Genomic DNA, 14,994 nt, shown 5'->3' with positions numbered 1-14,994 from the left:
TCAGTCTGCCGCGTGCCGGCTCAGCGGCCGGTTTCCTTCAGGTAGTCCTGGCGCGCGGCGAAGGCCGTGTTCGCGAAGTCCGAGAACACGCCGTCGATGCCGGCGCGGAAGTACGCGAGGTACTCGGCCTTCGGGTCGCCCTTGTAGACGGCGGCCAGGTAGCGCGACTCGTTGCGGAAGGTGTAGCTGTGCACGAACAGGCCGGCCTTGTGGGCGTCGGCGATCAGGCTGGTGGGCTTGATCGTGTTGGCTTCGACCATGCCCTTGTTGGGCGTCTTGAACGGAACGATCGTGTGCGCCATCACTTGCGGCTTCCACGGGCCGATGCCGTCGGCATAGGTCTTGACCTCGGCCAGGCCGGCCGGCGTGAGCATCGCGCCGAACCAGCGCGGGTCGCCCGCCAGGGTCCAGCTGTAGGGACGGCCGTCGACGAAGGTGTAGTCGTCGGTGGTGACGTAGATCATCTCGCCGGTCTTGAAGTCGATGTCGTTGCCGTCGACCAGCTGCACCGCGCGCGCCTTCAGGCCGGCCGAGCGCAGGTACTTGAGGCTCACCGGGTCGAAGCTCTGCACGAAGATCGGTGCGTCCTTGCGGTTCAGGTCGTTGGCGTTCATCGCCTTGAGCAACGCGTCTTCCAGCGGGTGGCTGCCGGCCGGGCCGCAGCCGTTGGCGATCGCCTGGGCGTTGTTCCAGATCGGGTTCTTGGTTTCCGGATACACGGTGATCGTGCGGCCGGTGGCTTTGGCCTTGGCGCGCATGATGTCGATCACTTCCTGGAAGCTCAGGATCGGCAGCTTGCCGTTGAGATCGGTCGGGCGCTCGTCCTTCGCGTCGAAGGTGGTGCCGTGGATCCACTGCTTGAGCTCGGCCAGCGTGAAGTCGGTGATCGACCAGTCGCCGGTGTGGTCCTCGCCGTCGACGACCAGCGACTTGAGCACCGACTTCGGATCCTTGGGATCGGTCAGGTCGCTCAGGTACTTCGCCGGGCCGTTGGCGGGAATCGCCGGGTAGGTCACGTCGACACGCACGCCGGGCACGGTGCGCTTGCGCGCGGCCACGGTGGCGTTGGTCTTGGCGACGTCGGTGATGTCGGTGTTGTCGCTGAGCCAGGGGTTGTGGCGCGCGACCAGCACGCAGTCCTTGGTCAGGTGCAGGTCGGTCTCGAGCGAATCGGCGCCGGCATCGGCGGCCGCTTCGTAGGCCTTCTGGGTTTCCTCCGGGAACAGGCCGGGCAGGCCGCGGTGGCCGATCACCAGGGGCACCGAGCCGTCGAGCGTGCCCAGCGGGGTCGGTGCCGGGGCGGGTGCCGGCGCCGGAGCGGGCGGAATGACGGGAACGAAGGCGCTGCCGCCACCACCACCGCCGCAGGCGGCGATGACGAGGCTGCCGCCGAGCGCGACGAAGGCGGCACGCAGGGGACGAGGTGCGGGTGCAGGAACGGCTGTTTTCTTCATGTTGGAGTTTCGCGTTGCGTTGCGTTGAGGGGTGCCGAAGGCCGGCGGATGCTAGGTTTGGCGGATGACGGTACGGTGACCGTGGGCGCGCAAGCAACACGGGCGTCCATGCGCCCGAAGCGCGGTGACATCGAGCGTCACCGCGGCGTCATCGAAGACTTTGTGTCCTAGTCGAAGCGCGGTCGCGCCTCGGACCACTGGAGCAGTCCGTCGAGCACCGGGCACAGCGACTGGCCCCAGTCGCTCAGGCGGTACTCGACCTTCGGCGGCACCTGCGAATGCACGGTGCGCAGCACCAGGCCGTCGGCCTCGAGCTGGCGCAGCTGCTGCGTCAGCATCTTCTGCGACACCGCGGGTATCGCTTGCTCGAGTTCGGAGAAACGAAGCACCTTGCCGCCGAAGAGCTGGAACAGGATCACCAGCTTCCAGCGGCCCTCGATCCAGCCCAGCGTGCGCTCGACCTGCGCGGCCGCGCTGGCCGGCGTGTAGGCGACGGGGTTACCTGCGAGTACGGGCCTTACTTCTTCGTGCGTTCTTGTCATGGCCCGAGGGTATCCCTAGCCTCGATGCATCGCCAACAAGGACCTTTCCCATGACCGACATGCATCAGCCTTCCTCCCTGCCTTTCTCGTTCGATCCCGCGGAGTTCGCGGGCCGCCGCGTGCTCGTCACGGGCGGCACCAAGGGCATGGGCCAGGCCATCGTGCGTCGCCTCGCCGCGAGCGGCGCGCGCGTTGCCGCCACCGCGCGCAGCGCTCCCGAGGCGGGCGACAGCGACGGCGCCGAGCTCTTCGTCGCGGCCGACATCGCCACGCCCGCGGGCGTGGCGCGGGTCGCCGAGCGCACGCTCGCGGCCTTCGGCGGGCTCGACATCCTCGTCAACAACGTCGGTGGCTCGGGCGCCTCGCCCGGCGGCGCGCTCGCGCTCGACGATGCGCAATGGCAGGCGGCGCTCGACACCAACCTGCTCGCGGCCGTGCGGCTCGACCGCGCCTTCCTGCCTTCGATGCTCGCGCAGGGCGAGGGCAGCATCGTGCACATCTCCTCGATCCAGCGCCGGCTGCCGCTGTACGAATCCACGCTCGCCTATGCCGCGGCCAAGGCGGCGCTCACCACCTACAGCAAGGGCCTGTCGAAGGAGTTCGGCCCGCGCGGCGTGCGCGTGAACACGGTGGCGCCGGGCTACATCGAGACCGGTGCCGCGCGCGCCTTCGTCGAGCGGCTCGCGGCGGGCGCGGGCAGCGACTACGCGAGCGCGCGCCAGGGCGTGATGGATGCGCTCGGCGGCATCCCGATCGGCCGGCCCGGCCTGCCCGAGGAAGTGGCCGAACTCGTGGCCTTCCTGGTGTCGCGGCGCGCGGCCTCGATCCATGGCAGCGAGTACGTGATCGACGGCGGCACGGTGCCGGTCGTGTAGGCGCACGAGGGCGCCGCTACCTGAGCGCGCCGAAGCGCTCGGCATAGAGCGCCGTCACCCAGTCCACGAACACCCGCACGCGCGGCGACAGCAGCCGGTGCTGCGGATAGAGCACCGAATAGACCATCGGCGGGCAGGGCGTGCCGGCGAGGATCTCGACCAGCGTGCCGGCGCGCAGCTGGCGCTCGATGTGATAGCGCGGCACCTGGATGATCCCGCAGCCCTGCTCGGCGCAGGTCTTGTAGCTGTCGGCGTTGTTCACGCTGAGCCAGTCGGGCAGCACGACCTGCTCCACGCGCCCGTTCACCTCGAACAGGTAGGGGAAGTGGTCGGGCCGCGAGGACGAGAAGAAGTTCACCGCCAGGTGCTGCTGGCTCAGCAGGTCGGCCGGTGTCAGCGGCGTGCCGCGTTCGGCCAGGTAGGCCGGGCTCGCGCAGGTCACTTGCGGCAGCAGCGCGAGCCGGCGCGTGACCAGCGAGGAGTCCTTGGGCTCGCCCGCGCGCACCACGCAATCGACGCCCTCGCGCACCAGCTCCACGAGCCGGTCGCCGCTGCCCACGGCGAGCACGATGTTCGGATAGCGCGCATGGAAGTCGCCGATGCGCGGCAGCACGATGTCGTTGGCGGCCGCGCCATGGATGTCGATGCGCAGCCGCCCGCGCGGATTGACCGCGAGCTGCGCGAGCGAGGACTCGGCGTCCTCGAGTTCGAGCAGCAGGTGGCGGCAGCGCTCGTAGTAGGCCTGGCCGTCGACCGTGGTGCGCACCTGGCGCGTGGTGCGCTCGAGCAGGCGCACCTGCAGCCGGGCCTCGAGTTCCTTGATCGCATGGGTGGCCGTGGCGCGCGGCAGCTCGAGCGCGGCCGCGGCCTGCGTGAAGCTGCCGAGCTCCACGATGCGGGTGAACAGGCGCATGGCATCGAAGCGGTCCATGGAATGAGCTCGGAAGATTGTTGGCCTGTGTTGAATTGTATTGACGAAATTTGCATATTTATTCGCCAATACAGAACAGAGAGACTGCCAGCGCGCGGCCATCCCGCCGCGCCTCGTCACCTTTTCCCCCCGAGGAGCGACCCCCATGCAGTTGATCTTTCCGCACCTGCGCGGCACCTATGACCGCTTCGAGCCGCTGAGCTACGCGCTGCTGCGCCTGGCTTTCGGCCTGATGCTCGTGACCCACGGCCTGCCCAAGCTGCTGGGCCGCAGCCACGGCAGCATGGCCGACCCGATGAAGGGCTCGGTCAACCTGATCGCCAACGTGCTGCACCTGCCGGGCGCCGAACTGCTGGGCTGGTTCGTCGCCATCCTCGAGGGCGTGGGTGGGCTGATGCTCGCGGCCGGCCTGTTCACGCGCGTGGTCGCCGCGATGGTCGCGGTGCAGATGCTGGTCATCTGCTACGTGATGGGCCCGACCTTCCCGTGGATCGACCGCGGCTTCGAATACCCGCTGATGCTGTTCTTCATCGCGCTGTGCCTGCTGGCGCGTGGCGGCGGCCGGCTGTCGCTCGATGCGCGCATCGGGCGCGAGGTCTGAGCAGAAGAAGAAAAAAGAAAGGACGCCACGATGAACCCCACCCCATCCTCCGGCACCGGCGCGCCCGCGCTGAGCCGCCGCACCTTCATGATGAGCACCGCGGCCGGTGCCGCCGGTGCCGCGAGCACTGGCCTCGTGAACGCGCAGGAACCCGCGCCCGCGCCGCCGCGCATCGACACCCGCGTCGTCATCAACGGCCAGCCGCACGCGCTGCAGCTCGAGCCGCGCGCCTCGCTGCTCGACGTGCTGCGCGAGCAGCTCGGCCTCACGGGCGCCAAGAAGGGCTGCGACCACGGCCAGTGCGGCGCCTGCACCGTGCACCTCGACGGCCGGCGCGTCGCCTCCTGCCTCACGCTGGGCGTGAAGGCCGACGGCTGCGCCGTCACCACCATCGAGGGCATCGCCGCGCCCGACGGCACGCTGCATCCGATGCAGCAGGCCTTCGTCGACCACGACGCGCTGCAGTGCGGCTACTGCACGCCGGGCCAGGTGATGGCCGCCATCGCCTGCGTGCGCGAGGGCCACGCCACCAGCGAGGCGCAGATCCGCGAGTACATGAGCGGCAACCTCTGTCGCTGCGGCGCCTACGCGGGCATCCTCGAGGCGATCCGCGATGCCGCCCCGCGCATGCGCGCCGAGACCGAAGCCATGGAGGGCCGCCGCCATGCATGACTTCGCCTACCACCGGCCGCGCAGCAGCGCCGAGGCCGTGCAGTTGCTGGCGCGCAGCCAGCCCGGCGCGCGCTACTTTGCGGGCGGCACCACCCTGTTCGACCTGATGAAGCTCGGCGTGGAAGCGCCGGCCACCGTCGTCGACATCGGCCGCGTCGAGGGCCTGCGCGAGATCGACGCCAGCGACCGGGCCGAGCTGCGCATCGGCGCGCTCGCCGCGATGAGCGATGTGGCCGAGCATCCGGTCGTGCAGCGCGAGTTCACCGCGCTGTCGGAGTCGCTGTGGAAGGCCGCCTCGCAGCAGCTGCGCAACATGGCGAGCGTGGGCGGCAACCTGCTGCAGCGCACGCGCTGCGCCTATTTCCGCGGCGGCCCCGAGTTCGCCTGCAACAAGCGCGTGCCCGGCAGCGGCTGCGCGGCGCTGGCCGGCGTGAACCGCGGCCATGCGGTGCTCGGCGGCAGCGAGGCCTGCGTGGCGGTCTACCCGGGCGACTGGGCGGTGGCGCTCGCGGCCTTCGATGCGCAGGTCGACACGCTGAGCCCGCGCGGCGAACGCACGGTGGCGGTGCGCGAACTGCACCGCGCGCCCGGAGCCACGCCGCACCTCGAGACCGTGCTCGCGGCCGACGAGCTGATCGTGCGCATCCGCGTGCCGCGCACGCCGGCGGGCAGGGCCTCCACGTACCACAAGATCCGCGACCGCGAGTCCTATGCCTTCGCGCTGGCTTCTGCCGCCGTGGGCCTGCACCTGCGCGCCAACCGCGTGGTCGATGCGCGCATCGCGCTCGGCGGCGTGGCCACGCACCCGTGGCGCGCGCTCGAGGCCGAGCGCAGCCTGGTCGGGCGGCCCTTCACGCAGGCCGCGGCGCGGCGCGCGGCCGAGATCGCGTTCGCGCAGGCGAAGCCGCTCGCGCACAACGGCTTCAAGGTGGCGCTCGGCATCGAGACGGTGACCGACGCGCTGATGCTGGCCCGGGACAGGAGCTGAACGATGGCAACCACGACAAGCAATCCCCCACGCGGCGCGCGGTCCGGCGCCGAGCGCGTCGATGCGCACGACAAGGTGCGCGGCGCCACCCGCTATGCGGCCGACGATGCGCGCGCCGGCCTGCTGCATGCCGCGCTCGTGCCATCGCGCATCGCGCGCGGCAGCGTGGCGCGCATCGACACCGGCGCCGCCGAGCGCGTGCGCGGCGTGCGCAAGGTCTACACGCACCAGAACATCGGCGCCTTCGAATCGGGCGGCTTCCTGATGGGCGGCGGCTTCGGCTTCCAGAGCTTCTATCCGCTGCGCTCGGCGCAGATCGCCTACCGCGGTCAGACCGTCGCGATGGTGGTCGCCGACACGCTCGAGGCCGCGCGCGAGGCGGCGGCGCTGGTGGAGGTGCGCTACGAGGCCCAGCCCTTCGTCGCCGGCATCGACGCGCCCGACGCGCAGCCGCAGGCGCAGTCCGCGCTGCTGCCGCAGCCGATGTTCGCCGACCGCCGCGTGGGCGATGCCGAGGCCGCGCTGGCCGCGGCGGCCTTCACGGTGGAGGCGCGCTACGAGCTGCCGATCCAGCACCAGAACCCGATGGAGATCATCGCGACCGTGGCCGAATGGAACGAGGGCGTGCTGACCGTGCGCGAGCCGACGCAGAACGCCGAGGGCGTGCGCCACGGCCTCGCGAAGCAGCTCGGCATCGAGCCGGCGCGCGTGCGCGTGCTCTCGCCCACGCTGGGCGGCGGCTTCGGCCAGAAGAACTCGCTGCAGTCGCACACCGCGGCGGTGGCGATCGCCGCGCGCGAGCTCGGCCGTCCCGTCAAGCTGGTGCTGACGCGCGCGCAGCTGTTCCACAACGCCAGCTTCCGGCCCGCGAGCCGCCATCACGTGCGCCTGGGCGCGGACCGCGAGGGCCGACTGGTCGCGGCCGTGCACGACATCGACCAGCAGACCTCGCGCCACGACCTCTTTCCCTCGAGCGGCAGCGAGATCACCTCGCGGCTGTACGGCGTGAAGCACTTCCTCGGCCGCGACCGGCTGGTGCGCACCGACGTGCAGACGCCGGGCTACATGCGCGCGCCCTTCGAGCATCCGGCGGCCTTCGCCTTCGAGAGCGCGGTCGACGAGATGGCGTACCTGCTGGGCCGCGACCCGGTGGCCTTCCGGCTCGCCAACGACACCGCGGCCGATCCGCTGACCGGCAAGCCCTTCTCCTCGCGCCACCTTGCCGAATGCCTGGTGCAGGGCAGCGAGGCCTTCGGCTGGGCGCGCCGCGACATGGCGCCGGGCTCGATGCGCGCCGCCGATGGCAGCCGCGTCGGCTGGGGCGTGGCCGTGGGCGCCTACAAGGCCGCGATGGCGCCGGCCTTCGCTACCGTGCGGCTGGCCGGCGACGGCCGCGTGCGCGTGGCCGTGGGCGGGCACGAGATGGGGCAGGGCATGCGCACCGCGATCGCGCTCACCGTGTCGCGCGTGCTCGGCGCGCCGGTGGCCGCGGTGGAGATCGCGCTCGGCGACACCGGCGCCGCGCCGCAGCACCTGACGGCCGGCTCCTGGGGCACCGCGACCGCGCTGCCGCCGGTGCAGGAGGCGGCGCAGCGGCTGATGGAAGACCTGCGCACCCACGCCCCCGGCGCGGGCGCGAACGCCACCGCGCTCGAACTGCTGCGCGCCTCGGGCCGCGCGCAGGCCGAGGCCGAGAGCCGGCGTCGCGCGCCCGGCCAGCCCGAGCAGGTCTACGGCCGGCTCACGGGCGGGCTGCCGGCCGCGGCCGGGCCGGTCTATCCCGACTACGTCGGCTTCAGCTTCATCGCGCACTTCGTCGAGGTGCGCATCGAGCCGACCACGCGCCGCATCCGCGTGCCGCGCGTGGTGAGCGTGGCCGACTGCGGCGCGGTCGCGAGTCCGCGCACCGCGCGCAGCCAGGTCGAGGGCGGCGTGGTCTGGGGCATCGGCGCCGCGCTGCGCGAGGCCAGCGAGGTCGATCCGCGCCATGGCGGCTTCCTCAATGCCGACCTGGCCGAGTACGTGCTGCCGGTGGCGGCCGACATCGGCCGCATCGAGGTCGGCTTCGTCGGCAAGCCCGACACGCGCTTCAACGCGCTCGGCGCGAAGGGGCTCGGCGAGGTCGCGATGGTGGGCGTGGCGCCCGCGATCGTGAACGCGGTGTTCCATGCCACGGGCAAGCGGCTGCGGCGGCTGCCGCTGCGGCTGGAGGACCTGCTCGATTAGCGTCGGTCGAAGCTGTTGACGTGGACCTCGACCAGGTCCACGAACTCCGGCAGCTCGAGCAGGAATTCGGGGTCGCGCGCCAGCGGCGCCACGCGCAGCGGATCGCCGCGCTTGTCGTGCATGGCGTGCATGTCCTCGACCGAGCGCCAGAACGACACGGTGCGGAACTCGGCCACGTTGCCGCGCAGGCGCCGGAAGTACTGCACGCCGAGGCAGTCGGGCTTGCGCGCGATCTCGCGGATGCCGTGCTCCAGGCTGTAGTGCAGGTAGTCGTCGGCGCGCGCGATCGGCGTGCGGCCTTCCCAGATGCGCCCGATCAGCGGGGTCTCGAGCAGCTTGCATTCGACGGTCATGGGTTCTCCTTTCGTGTCATCGATCAGGAAACCCTGGACCAGCCGCGCGGCGCCCCGCGTAGGAAGGAGGCGACGGCGCGTGCCGGGCGAGGCTCAGGCTTCGAAGCCGGCCTGCAGCAGCCCGGCGAGCGTGGCCACCAGTGCCTCGCGCTGCGGCGCGGGCCGCCACAGCGCGCGCACCGCCTGCAGCGCGCCGGCCGCGCCCTGGCCGCTCTCCCATTCGGGATGGCTGCGCGCCGGTTGCGCGGCACGCAGCGCGGCGGCGATGGACTCGCCGGCCGCGTCGGCACCGCCGTCCACCGCCTCGATGCGCCGCGTGGCCGCATGGCCGCGGCGCTCGAGCGCGCGCGCGAGCTGCAGCTGCCAGGCCGCGAGTGTGAACAGCACGCCGTCCTCCACCGTGAGCTCGTGCACGTCGCGCAGCTTGTTCGCGAGCTTGCGGCCCAGCGGACCCCAGCCCTGCGAGACCGCGCTGCCGATCGCGCCGCCCAGCGCCACGCCGGCGCCGAGCGAGAGACCGGCCACCGCGAGATCGGCCACCGCGCCGACCGCGGCGCCGATGGCCGCGCCTTTGCCCAGGCGCAGGCCGGCGTCCTTCATCGCCTCGGGATTGAAGAAGTCGAGCGCCCAGCGGCCCTCGATCATCGGCAGCGGCGCCTCGGCCGCGTCGCCCTGGCGGAAGCCGTAGAGCGCGAGCAGGTCGTCGGCGCAGCGCTGCGCCTTGTCGAACACGGTCTTGCGCAGCGCGGCGACCAGCGCGTCGCGGCGCGCGGGATCGGCGAACTCGGTGGCCGGCACGCTGCGCCGCAGCGCGGTGGCATCGACCAGCAGCTCGGCCACGCGCGCGGCGGCCGCGCGGCGCCGCGCCGCGGCCTCGGCCTCGAGCGCGTCGGCCACGCCGCGCAGCAGTTCGCGCCGGTCGCGCAACAGCGTCGCGAGGTCGCCGTAGAGATCGCGCTCGGCGCCCACGAAGGGCGCGGCCGCGTCGAAGCGCACCTGCACGTGCAGGCCGTAGGCCGAGAGCAGTTCCTTCCACGCGGCTTCGCGGCTGGCCGCGTCGCGCACGAAGTTGAGCACCGGCAGCACCGGCCGCGCGCAGGCATTGAGCAGCTCGATCTCGTCGCGGAACTTGGGCAGCACCGGTTCGCGCACGTCGATCACGAGGAAGGCGGCGTCGATGTCGAGCATGGCGCGCAATACCTTGGCCTCCTGCTCGAAGGCGCCGTGCGCCTCGGGGCCTTGCAGGAAGCGGCGGATGCGCTCGGGCGGCGTGGCCTGGCCCGCGGGATCGATGCGCGCGAGGTGCTCGCGCAAGGCCACCGCATCCTCCAGGCCCGGCGTGTCGTAGAAGCGCACGGCGGGGCGGCCGTCGATCTCGAGGTCGACCGACTCGACATGGCGCGTGGTGCCGGGGCGGTCGGACACCGCGCCGAAGTCGATGCGCCGCGTGAGCGTGCGCAGCAGCGAGGTCTTGCCGGCATTGGTGTGGCCGACGACGGCGATGCGGATCGGCTCGCTCATGGCGCAACGGTGTCGGTGGAGCCCAGCAACTCGCCGAGCGAGGTGCCCGCGGCCACGCGTTCGAGGCCGGCGTCGCGCAGCCATGCGAGCCAGCGCGCGATCGCCAAGCCGTCGTTGCCGCCCTCGGCGATCAGCCACAGGCGGCATTCGCCGCTGTGCGCGAGCAGGTCGCGCACGAAGCGCTCGGTGCCACGGTCGGGGCTCGCGGCCGCGCGACAGGCCAGCACCACGCTGCGCGGCCGCGCGAGCGCGAGCCGGTCGAGCAGCGCGCGGCGCTCGGGCGCGCTGCCGTCGATGCGTTCGAGCTGCAGGTCGGCGGGCAGGCCCTCGGGCGGCCAGCCGATGTCGGGCGGCAGTTCGAAGCCGACCAGCACGCGCAGGTCGCGCAGGTCCGCAGGCGCGAGGCCCACGGGCGCCTCGCGCGCGCGGCGGCCCGGATCGGCATCGACGATGGCGCTGGGCGCGAGCGCCGCGAAGCGGGCCGCGAGCTGGCGGTAGTAGGGCGCGTCGAGCGCGGGCTGCAGCGCCTGGCGCCGATGGCGCCACACAGCGGTGCTCCAGAGCAGCAGCACGAGGCGCGGCAGCAGCCCGTAGGTGAGGATGCAGCCCGTGAGCCACAGCGCCCAGGTGCGCTGGCCCGAGGCCGGTGGCGCGGTAGCGAGCACGGTGGCGGCGTCGGGCACCGGGAAGCCCAGGCGCGACGGCGCCCAGCCCAGCGCATCGACCGCGCGCACGAAGAAGGCGGGATCGAGGATGGTGGTTTCCCAGCTCAGCGTGTAGCTGCGAAAGGCCAGCGCGAACAGCATCGCCGCGAGCACCACCGCGAAGGACAGCGACCAGATGCCGTGGCTCACGATGCCGAAGGCCCAGGGCAGCAGCCTCGCGCGGCCCAGCAGGCCGGTGGTGGCGCGCACGAGCAGCGGTGCCTGGCCATGCCGGCCGCCGGCCACGCGCGCGGTCAGCGAGAGCCAGATCCAGCCCAGCGAGGCCGAACTGAAAGAGGCGAGTGGCAGCCACAGCCCGAGCAGCCACAGCAGCAGCGTCAGCAGGTGCACGCCGAGCAGGCTCACGAGCGCGACGATCACGTTGATGTGGCGCTCGCCACCGCCCACCACGTTGCCCGCGAGCGCGAGGCCGGCCATGACGATGAGGGCCACGAGCCCGAGCAGCACCCAGGGCGACCATTGGCGCGCGCGCCGCAGTTCGGCCTGCAGTCCCAGTCGTTCGCCGAGCTGGCGCGCGCGTTCGGCGATGCGTGCCGGCGTGTGCGGCGCCTGCGCGGCGATGCGCATGGCCTGCGCGTCGTCGAGCGGGCCGTTCTGCTCGGCCCATCGGATCGCCTCGGTGATCACCGCATCGGAAAAGTCGGGGTTCTCGCGCAGTGCGGTGGTGGTCAACAGCGTCCCTTCGCGAACAGAGGCAGGGCCGGCGGAAAGCCGACGATGAGCCCTCGGCCGAGGGCGGCTCAGCGCGCGGATTATGCCCGGCGCCCCCAAAGCAAAACGGGGCCGCAGCGCGGCCCCGTTCCTCTCTGGCGTGTGGATGGTTCGAGGGGGACTGACGTCTTTCAGCGCAGGCCGAAGAACGAAAGCACGGCCACGACCACGACGACCAGACCGACGATGTAGATGATGGAATTCACCGCGAGCACTCCACGTTGTTGACGATGGTCCCAGCATCACGGCGCGAGGGGTACCCAGGGTGTCGGCGGGGGGCGGCGGGTTCTGTAGGACTTGCAGGGCCGGTCGTGACATACCTTCCGCTGCCCCGGGTCGGCCTAGGACCTCGTCTTGCGCGCCGGCTTCGAGGGCGCCTCGGGCCCGAGCGCCTGCTGCAGCAGCCAGCGCATCGCGGCACGCACCTCGGCGGCATCGGCGCCCGCCTCGATCTCGAGCGCGGCGCGGTCGAAGGCGGCCGACAGCAGCTGCGAGAGCGCGTCGAGCGAGACCTCGCCGCGGCCCATGCCGGCCTCGGCCAGTCCCTGGCGCAGCGAACGGGCCGCGTTCGCATCGTCCATCGCCATGATCTCCGCCATGCCGAGCACGGCCGGCCCGTCGATCAGCAGCAGCCGGGTGCGGCCCGGCACGGTCATCGCGCGCAGGTAGGCATCGCTGCCGATCAGCAGCGCTTCGCGCGGCGCCAGCGCCTCGGGCGTGGCGGCCGCGATCTCGGCGGCCACCGCGCGCGATTCCTGTTCGAGCACATGGCGGAACAGGTCGCGCTTGTCGGCGTAGTGGTGATAGAGCGCGCCGCGCGTGATGCCGGCCGCGGCCACGATGTCGGGCGTGGAGGTCTGGCCATAGCCCTGGTCGACGAACAGGGCGCGCGCCGCCTCGGTCAGCGCCTGCCGCGTGGTCTCGGTGCGCTCCTTGTTGGTCCGGATGATCTTGGAGGTCATTTACATGCAGACTGTATGTATGTATATTCAATCAAACATACAGACTGTATGTCAGTTCCAGCCATCCCAAGGAGCCCTCATGAAAGTCACGAGTTACTACCCGGTCATCATGACCAATGACGTCGCCGGCACGGCGGACTTCTACCAGCGCCACTTCGGCTTCGCGCCGCTGTTCACGAGCGACTGGTACGTGCACCTGCAACTGGAGGGCGAGCCCTCGGTCAACCTCGCGGTGCTCGACGGCCGGCACGAGACCATTCCCGCCGCGGGCCGCGGCAAGGTGGCGGGCGGGCTGCTGTTGAACTTCGAGGTGGACGATCCCGACGCGGTGCACGACCGCCTGGCCGCGGCCGGCCTGCCGGTGCTGCTGCCGCTGCGCGACGAGGCCTTCGGCCAGCGCCACTTCATCACCAGCGACCCGAACGGGGTGCTGATCGACATCATCAAGCCGATCCAGCCGAGCGGGGAGTTCGTGGCGCAGTACGAGGCGGGGGCGCTGCCGACCTGATCGATCAGGCCGGGCGGCGGCGGGGCTCAGGCCAGCGCCGCCTCTTCCTCGTCGAGCGCGTCGCCCAGGAAGCCGCCGCTCTGGTGCGCCCACAGCCGCGCATAGAGCCCGCCCTTGGCCATCAGCGTGCGGTGGTCGCCTTCCTCCACCACGCGGCCCTCGTCGAGCACGATCAGCCGGTCCATCGCCGCGATGGTCGACAGCCGGTGCGCGATCGCGATCACGGTCTTGCCTTCCATCAGCGTGTAGAGGCTCTGCTGGATCGCGGCCTCGACCTCGGAGTCGAGCGCGCTGGTGGCCTCGTCGAGCAGCAGGATCGGCGCGTCCTTGAGCATCACGCGCGCGATCGCGATGCGCTGGCGCTGGCCGCCCGAGAGCTTCACGCCGCGCTCGCCCACGTGGGCCTCGTAGCCGTGGCGCCCGCTGGCGTCGCCGAGCGTGCCGATGAAGTCGTGCGCCTCGGCGCGGCGCGCGGCGGCCTCGATCTGCGCCGGCGTCGCGTCGGGACGGCCGTAGGCGATGTTGTCGGCCACCGAGCGGTGCATCAGCGAGGTGTCCTGCGTCACCATGCCGATGTGGCTGCGCAGCGAATCCTGCGTGGCCAGCGCGATGTCCTGGCCGTCGATCAGGATGCGGCCGCTCTCCAGGTCGTGGAAGCGCAGCAGCAGGTTCACCAGCGTCGACTTGCCGGCGCCCGAGCGGCCCACCAGGCCGATCTTCTCGCCGGGCGCCACGGTCAGCGTGAGGTCCTCGATCACGCGCCGGCCGCCGGCCGCGCCGTAGCGGAAGCTCGCATGCTCGAAGCGCACCTCGCCGCGCGGCACCTCGAGCGGCTTGGCGCCCGGCGCATCGAGCACGGCGCGCGGGCGCGACAGCGTCTTCATGCCGTCCTGCACCGTGCCGATGTTCTCGAACAGGCTGGTCATCTCCCACATGATCCAGTGCGACATGCCCTGCAGCCGCAGTGCCATGGCGGTGGCCGCGGCCACCGCGCCCACGCCGACCGCGCCGGTGGACCACAGCCACAACGCCGTGCCCGCCATGCCGGCGGTCAGGCCCATGCTCAGCGTGTGGTTGACGATCTCGAAGGCGCTCACCAGCCGCATCTGGCCGTAGCCCGTGTGCATGAACTCGCGCATCGCGTCGCGCGCGAAGCCGGCCTCGCGCTGCGTGTGCGAGAACAGCTTCACCGTCGCGATGTTGGTGTAGGCATCGGTCACGCGGCCGGTCATCAGCGCGCGCGCATCGGCCTGCGCCTTGCCGACCGCGCCCAGGCGCGGCACGAAGTAGATCAGCGCGCCGATGTAGAAGGCCAGCCAGATCACGAACGGCCAGATCAGCTGCGCGTCGAGCACGCCCACCAGCACGATCATGGTGGCGACGTACACGCCCATCGCCACCAGCACGTCGGCCAGCACGAACACGGTCTCGCGCACCGCGAGCGCGGTCTGCATCACCTTGGCCGTGATGCGGCCCGCGAACTCGTCCTGGTAGAAGGCCATGCTCTGGCCCAGCATCAGGCGGTGGAAGTTCCAGCGCAGCCGCATCGGCAGGTTGATCGCGAGCGTCTGGTGCTTGACGATGGTCTGCAGCGCGACCACCGCGATGCTGGCAACCAGCAGCCCGGCCATCCATGCGAGCGTGGTGCCGCGGTCTTCCCACAGGCGCGAGGGCGCCTGGCCGCCGAGCCAGTCGACCACGCGTCCGAGCAGCGCGAACAGCAGCGCCTCGAAGGTCGACATCACGGCGGTGAGCACCGCCATCGCGAGGATCTTGCCGCGCACGCCCTGCGTGCAGGCCCAGAGGAAGGCGAAGAAGCCTTGCGGCGGCAGCGGAGGTTCGGCGGCGGGGTAGGGGTGTAGAAGTTTTTCGAAGAAACGGAACAAGGACTGACTCTCCCGAAGAGCCGAAGACTGTAGCCGCGA

At 71.6% G+C, this 14,994-nt stretch carries 14 protein-coding genes; 6 read left to right on the top strand and 8 right to left on the bottom strand.

Features of this window, described 5'->3' with window-relative positions:
• Positions 1 to 20 precede the first annotated feature (20 nt).
• Positions 21 to 1,454, bottom strand: coding sequence for a glycerophosphodiester phosphodiesterase family protein (locus BM109_RS17240; RefSeq protein ID WP_093344674.1), 1,434 nt, complete (start codon positions 1,452 to 1,454; stop codon positions 21 to 23).
• 167 nt (positions 1,455 to 1,621) lie between these two features.
• A complete protein-coding gene (locus BM109_RS17235) occupies positions 1,622 to 1,996 on the bottom strand; it encodes a winged helix-turn-helix transcriptional regulator (RefSeq protein WP_093344671.1) in 375 nt (124 codons plus the stop codon).
• A 50-nt stretch (positions 1,997 to 2,046) separates the two neighbouring features.
• Here BM109_RS17235 and BM109_RS17230 point away from each other — a divergent pair, with 50 nt between their 5' ends.
• Complete coding sequence (locus tag BM109_RS17230; protein WP_256222618.1) at positions 2,047 to 2,871, top strand: SDR family oxidoreductase; 825 nt, start codon at positions 2,047 to 2,049, stop codon at positions 2,869 to 2,871.
• Positions 2,872 to 2,887: 16 nt separating this feature from the next.
• Here the strand turns inward: BM109_RS17230 and BM109_RS17225 are convergent, their stop codons facing one another.
• A complete protein-coding gene (locus BM109_RS17225; RefSeq protein ID WP_093344669.1) occupies positions 2,888 to 3,802 on the bottom strand; it encodes a LysR family transcriptional regulator in 915 nt (304 codons plus the stop codon).
• A 145-nt stretch (positions 3,803 to 3,947) separates the two neighbouring features.
• Between BM109_RS17225 and BM109_RS17220 the strand changes: the two genes are divergently transcribed.
• From BM109_RS17220 to BM109_RS17205, 4 genes are read left to right on the top strand one after another with little or no spacing between them, the layout of a single operon-like run.
• Positions 3,948 to 4,403 (top strand): DoxX family protein, encoded by a 456-nt coding sequence (locus tag BM109_RS17220; RefSeq protein ID WP_093344667.1) that lies wholly within the window; start codon positions 3,948 to 3,950, stop codon positions 4,401 to 4,403.
• 30 nt (positions 4,404 to 4,433) lie between these two features.
• A complete protein-coding gene (locus BM109_RS17215; protein ID WP_093344666.1) occupies positions 4,434 to 5,075 on the top strand; it encodes a (2Fe-2S)-binding protein in 642 nt (213 codons plus the stop codon).
• Positions 5,068 to 6,063 carry an FAD binding domain-containing protein gene (locus tag BM109_RS17210; protein WP_093344664.1) on the top strand — a complete coding sequence of 332 codons (996 nt, stop codon included), beginning with the start codon at positions 5,068 to 5,070 and terminating at the stop codon, positions 6,061 to 6,063. The genes BM109_RS17215 and BM109_RS17210 overlap by 8 nt, the downstream gene beginning before the upstream one ends.
• Before the next feature lie 3 nt (positions 6,064 to 6,066).
• The gene (locus BM109_RS17205) at positions 6,067 to 8,289 is read left to right on the top strand and encodes a xanthine dehydrogenase family protein molybdopterin-binding subunit (RefSeq protein ID WP_093344661.1); all 2,223 of its coding nucleotides are present in this window, start codon (positions 6,067 to 6,069) and stop codon (positions 8,287 to 8,289) included.
• Here the strand turns inward: BM109_RS17205 and BM109_RS17200 are convergent.
• From BM109_RS17200 to BM109_RS17185, 4 genes are all read right to left on the bottom strand, one after another.
• Positions 8,286 to 8,642, bottom strand: coding sequence for a hypothetical protein (locus tag BM109_RS17200; protein WP_093344659.1), 357 nt, complete (start codon positions 8,640 to 8,642; stop codon positions 8,286 to 8,288). The two genes, BM109_RS17205 and BM109_RS17200, sit on opposite strands and share 4 nt — an antisense overlap.
• 93 nt (positions 8,643 to 8,735) lie before the next feature.
• Positions 8,736 to 10,163 carry a GTPase/DUF3482 domain-containing protein gene (locus BM109_RS17195; RefSeq protein ID WP_093344656.1) on the bottom strand — a complete coding sequence of 476 codons (1,428 nt, stop codon included), beginning with the start codon at positions 10,161 to 10,163 and terminating at the stop codon, positions 8,736 to 8,738.
• The gene (locus tag BM109_RS17190) at positions 10,160 to 11,560 is read right to left on the bottom strand and encodes a DUF2868 domain-containing protein (protein WP_093344654.1); all 1,401 of its coding nucleotides are present in this window, start codon (positions 11,558 to 11,560) and stop codon (positions 10,160 to 10,162) included. Before BM109_RS17190 ends, BM109_RS17195 begins: the two co-directional genes overlap by 4 nt.
• A gap of 380 nt (positions 11,561 to 11,940) precedes the next feature.
• On the bottom strand, positions 11,941 to 12,561 hold the full coding sequence (locus tag BM109_RS17185; protein ID WP_093344651.1) for a TetR/AcrR family transcriptional regulator: 621 nt from the start codon (positions 12,559 to 12,561) through the stop codon (positions 11,941 to 11,943).
• Between the two features lie 79 nt (positions 12,562 to 12,640).
• Here BM109_RS17185 and BM109_RS17180 point away from each other — a divergent pair, with 79 nt between their 5' ends.
• Positions 12,641 to 13,069, top strand: a complete 429-nt coding sequence (locus BM109_RS17180; RefSeq protein WP_093344649.1) for a VOC family protein — start codon at positions 12,641 to 12,643, stop codon at positions 13,067 to 13,069.
• Between the two features lie 26 nt (positions 13,070 to 13,095).
• On the opposite strand, the gene BM109_RS17175 is transcribed toward BM109_RS17180, so the two are convergent.
• Positions 13,096 to 14,955, bottom strand: a complete 1,860-nt coding sequence (locus BM109_RS17175; RefSeq protein WP_093344647.1) for an ABC transporter ATP-binding protein — start codon at positions 14,953 to 14,955, stop codon at positions 13,096 to 13,098.
• Positions 14,956 to 14,994 lie beyond the last annotated feature (39 nt).

The sequence above is a fragment of the Variovorax sp. PDC80 genome (assembly GCF_900115375.1).
Lineage (GTDB): Bacteria > Pseudomonadota > Gammaproteobacteria > Burkholderiales > Burkholderiaceae_C > Variovorax.
The sequence above is the reverse complement of the archived record's forward strand: the minus strand, read 5'-3'. Positions and strand labels throughout refer to the sequence as shown.

What these genes read in the sequence shown, in the direction of transcription:
- BM109_RS17240 (WP_093344674.1), bottom strand. Translation starts at nt 1,454, where the DNA reads ATGAAGAAAACAGCCGTTCCTGCACCCGCACCTCGTCCCCTGCGTGCC.
- BM109_RS17230 (WP_256222618.1), top strand. Translation starts at nt 2,047, where the DNA reads ATGACCGACATGCATCAGCCTTCCTCCCTGCCTTTCTCGTTCGATCCC.
- BM109_RS17185 (WP_093344651.1), bottom strand. Translation starts at nt 12,561, where the DNA reads ATGACCTCCAAGATCATCCGGACCAACAAGGAGCGCACCGAGACCACG.
- BM109_RS17235 (WP_093344671.1), bottom strand. Translation starts at nt 1,996, where the DNA reads ATGACAAGAACGCACGAAGAAGTAAGGCCCGTACTCGCAGGTAACCCC.
- BM109_RS17200 (WP_093344659.1), bottom strand. Translation starts at nt 8,642, where the DNA reads ATGACCGTCGAATGCAAGCTGCTCGAGACCCCGCTGATCGGGCGCATC.
- BM109_RS17210 (WP_093344664.1), top strand. Translation starts at nt 5,068, where the DNA reads ATGCATGACTTCGCCTACCACCGGCCGCGCAGCAGCGCCGAGGCCGTG.
- BM109_RS17180 (WP_093344649.1), top strand. Translation starts at nt 12,641, where the DNA reads ATGAAAGTCACGAGTTACTACCCGGTCATCATGACCAATGACGTCGCC.
- BM109_RS17215 (WP_093344666.1), top strand. Translation starts at nt 4,434, where the DNA reads ATGAACCCCACCCCATCCTCCGGCACCGGCGCGCCCGCGCTGAGCCGC.
- BM109_RS17220 (WP_093344667.1), top strand. Translation starts at nt 3,948, where the DNA reads ATGCAGTTGATCTTTCCGCACCTGCGCGGCACCTATGACCGCTTCGAG.
- BM109_RS17195 (WP_093344656.1), bottom strand. Translation starts at nt 10,163, where the DNA reads ATGAGCGAGCCGATCCGCATCGCCGTCGTCGGCCACACCAATGCCGGC.
- BM109_RS17225 (WP_093344669.1), bottom strand. Translation starts at nt 3,802, where the DNA reads ATGGACCGCTTCGATGCCATGCGCCTGTTCACCCGCATCGTGGAGCTC.
- BM109_RS17205 (WP_093344661.1), top strand. Translation starts at nt 6,067, where the DNA reads ATGGCAACCACGACAAGCAATCCCCCACGCGGCGCGCGGTCCGGCGCC.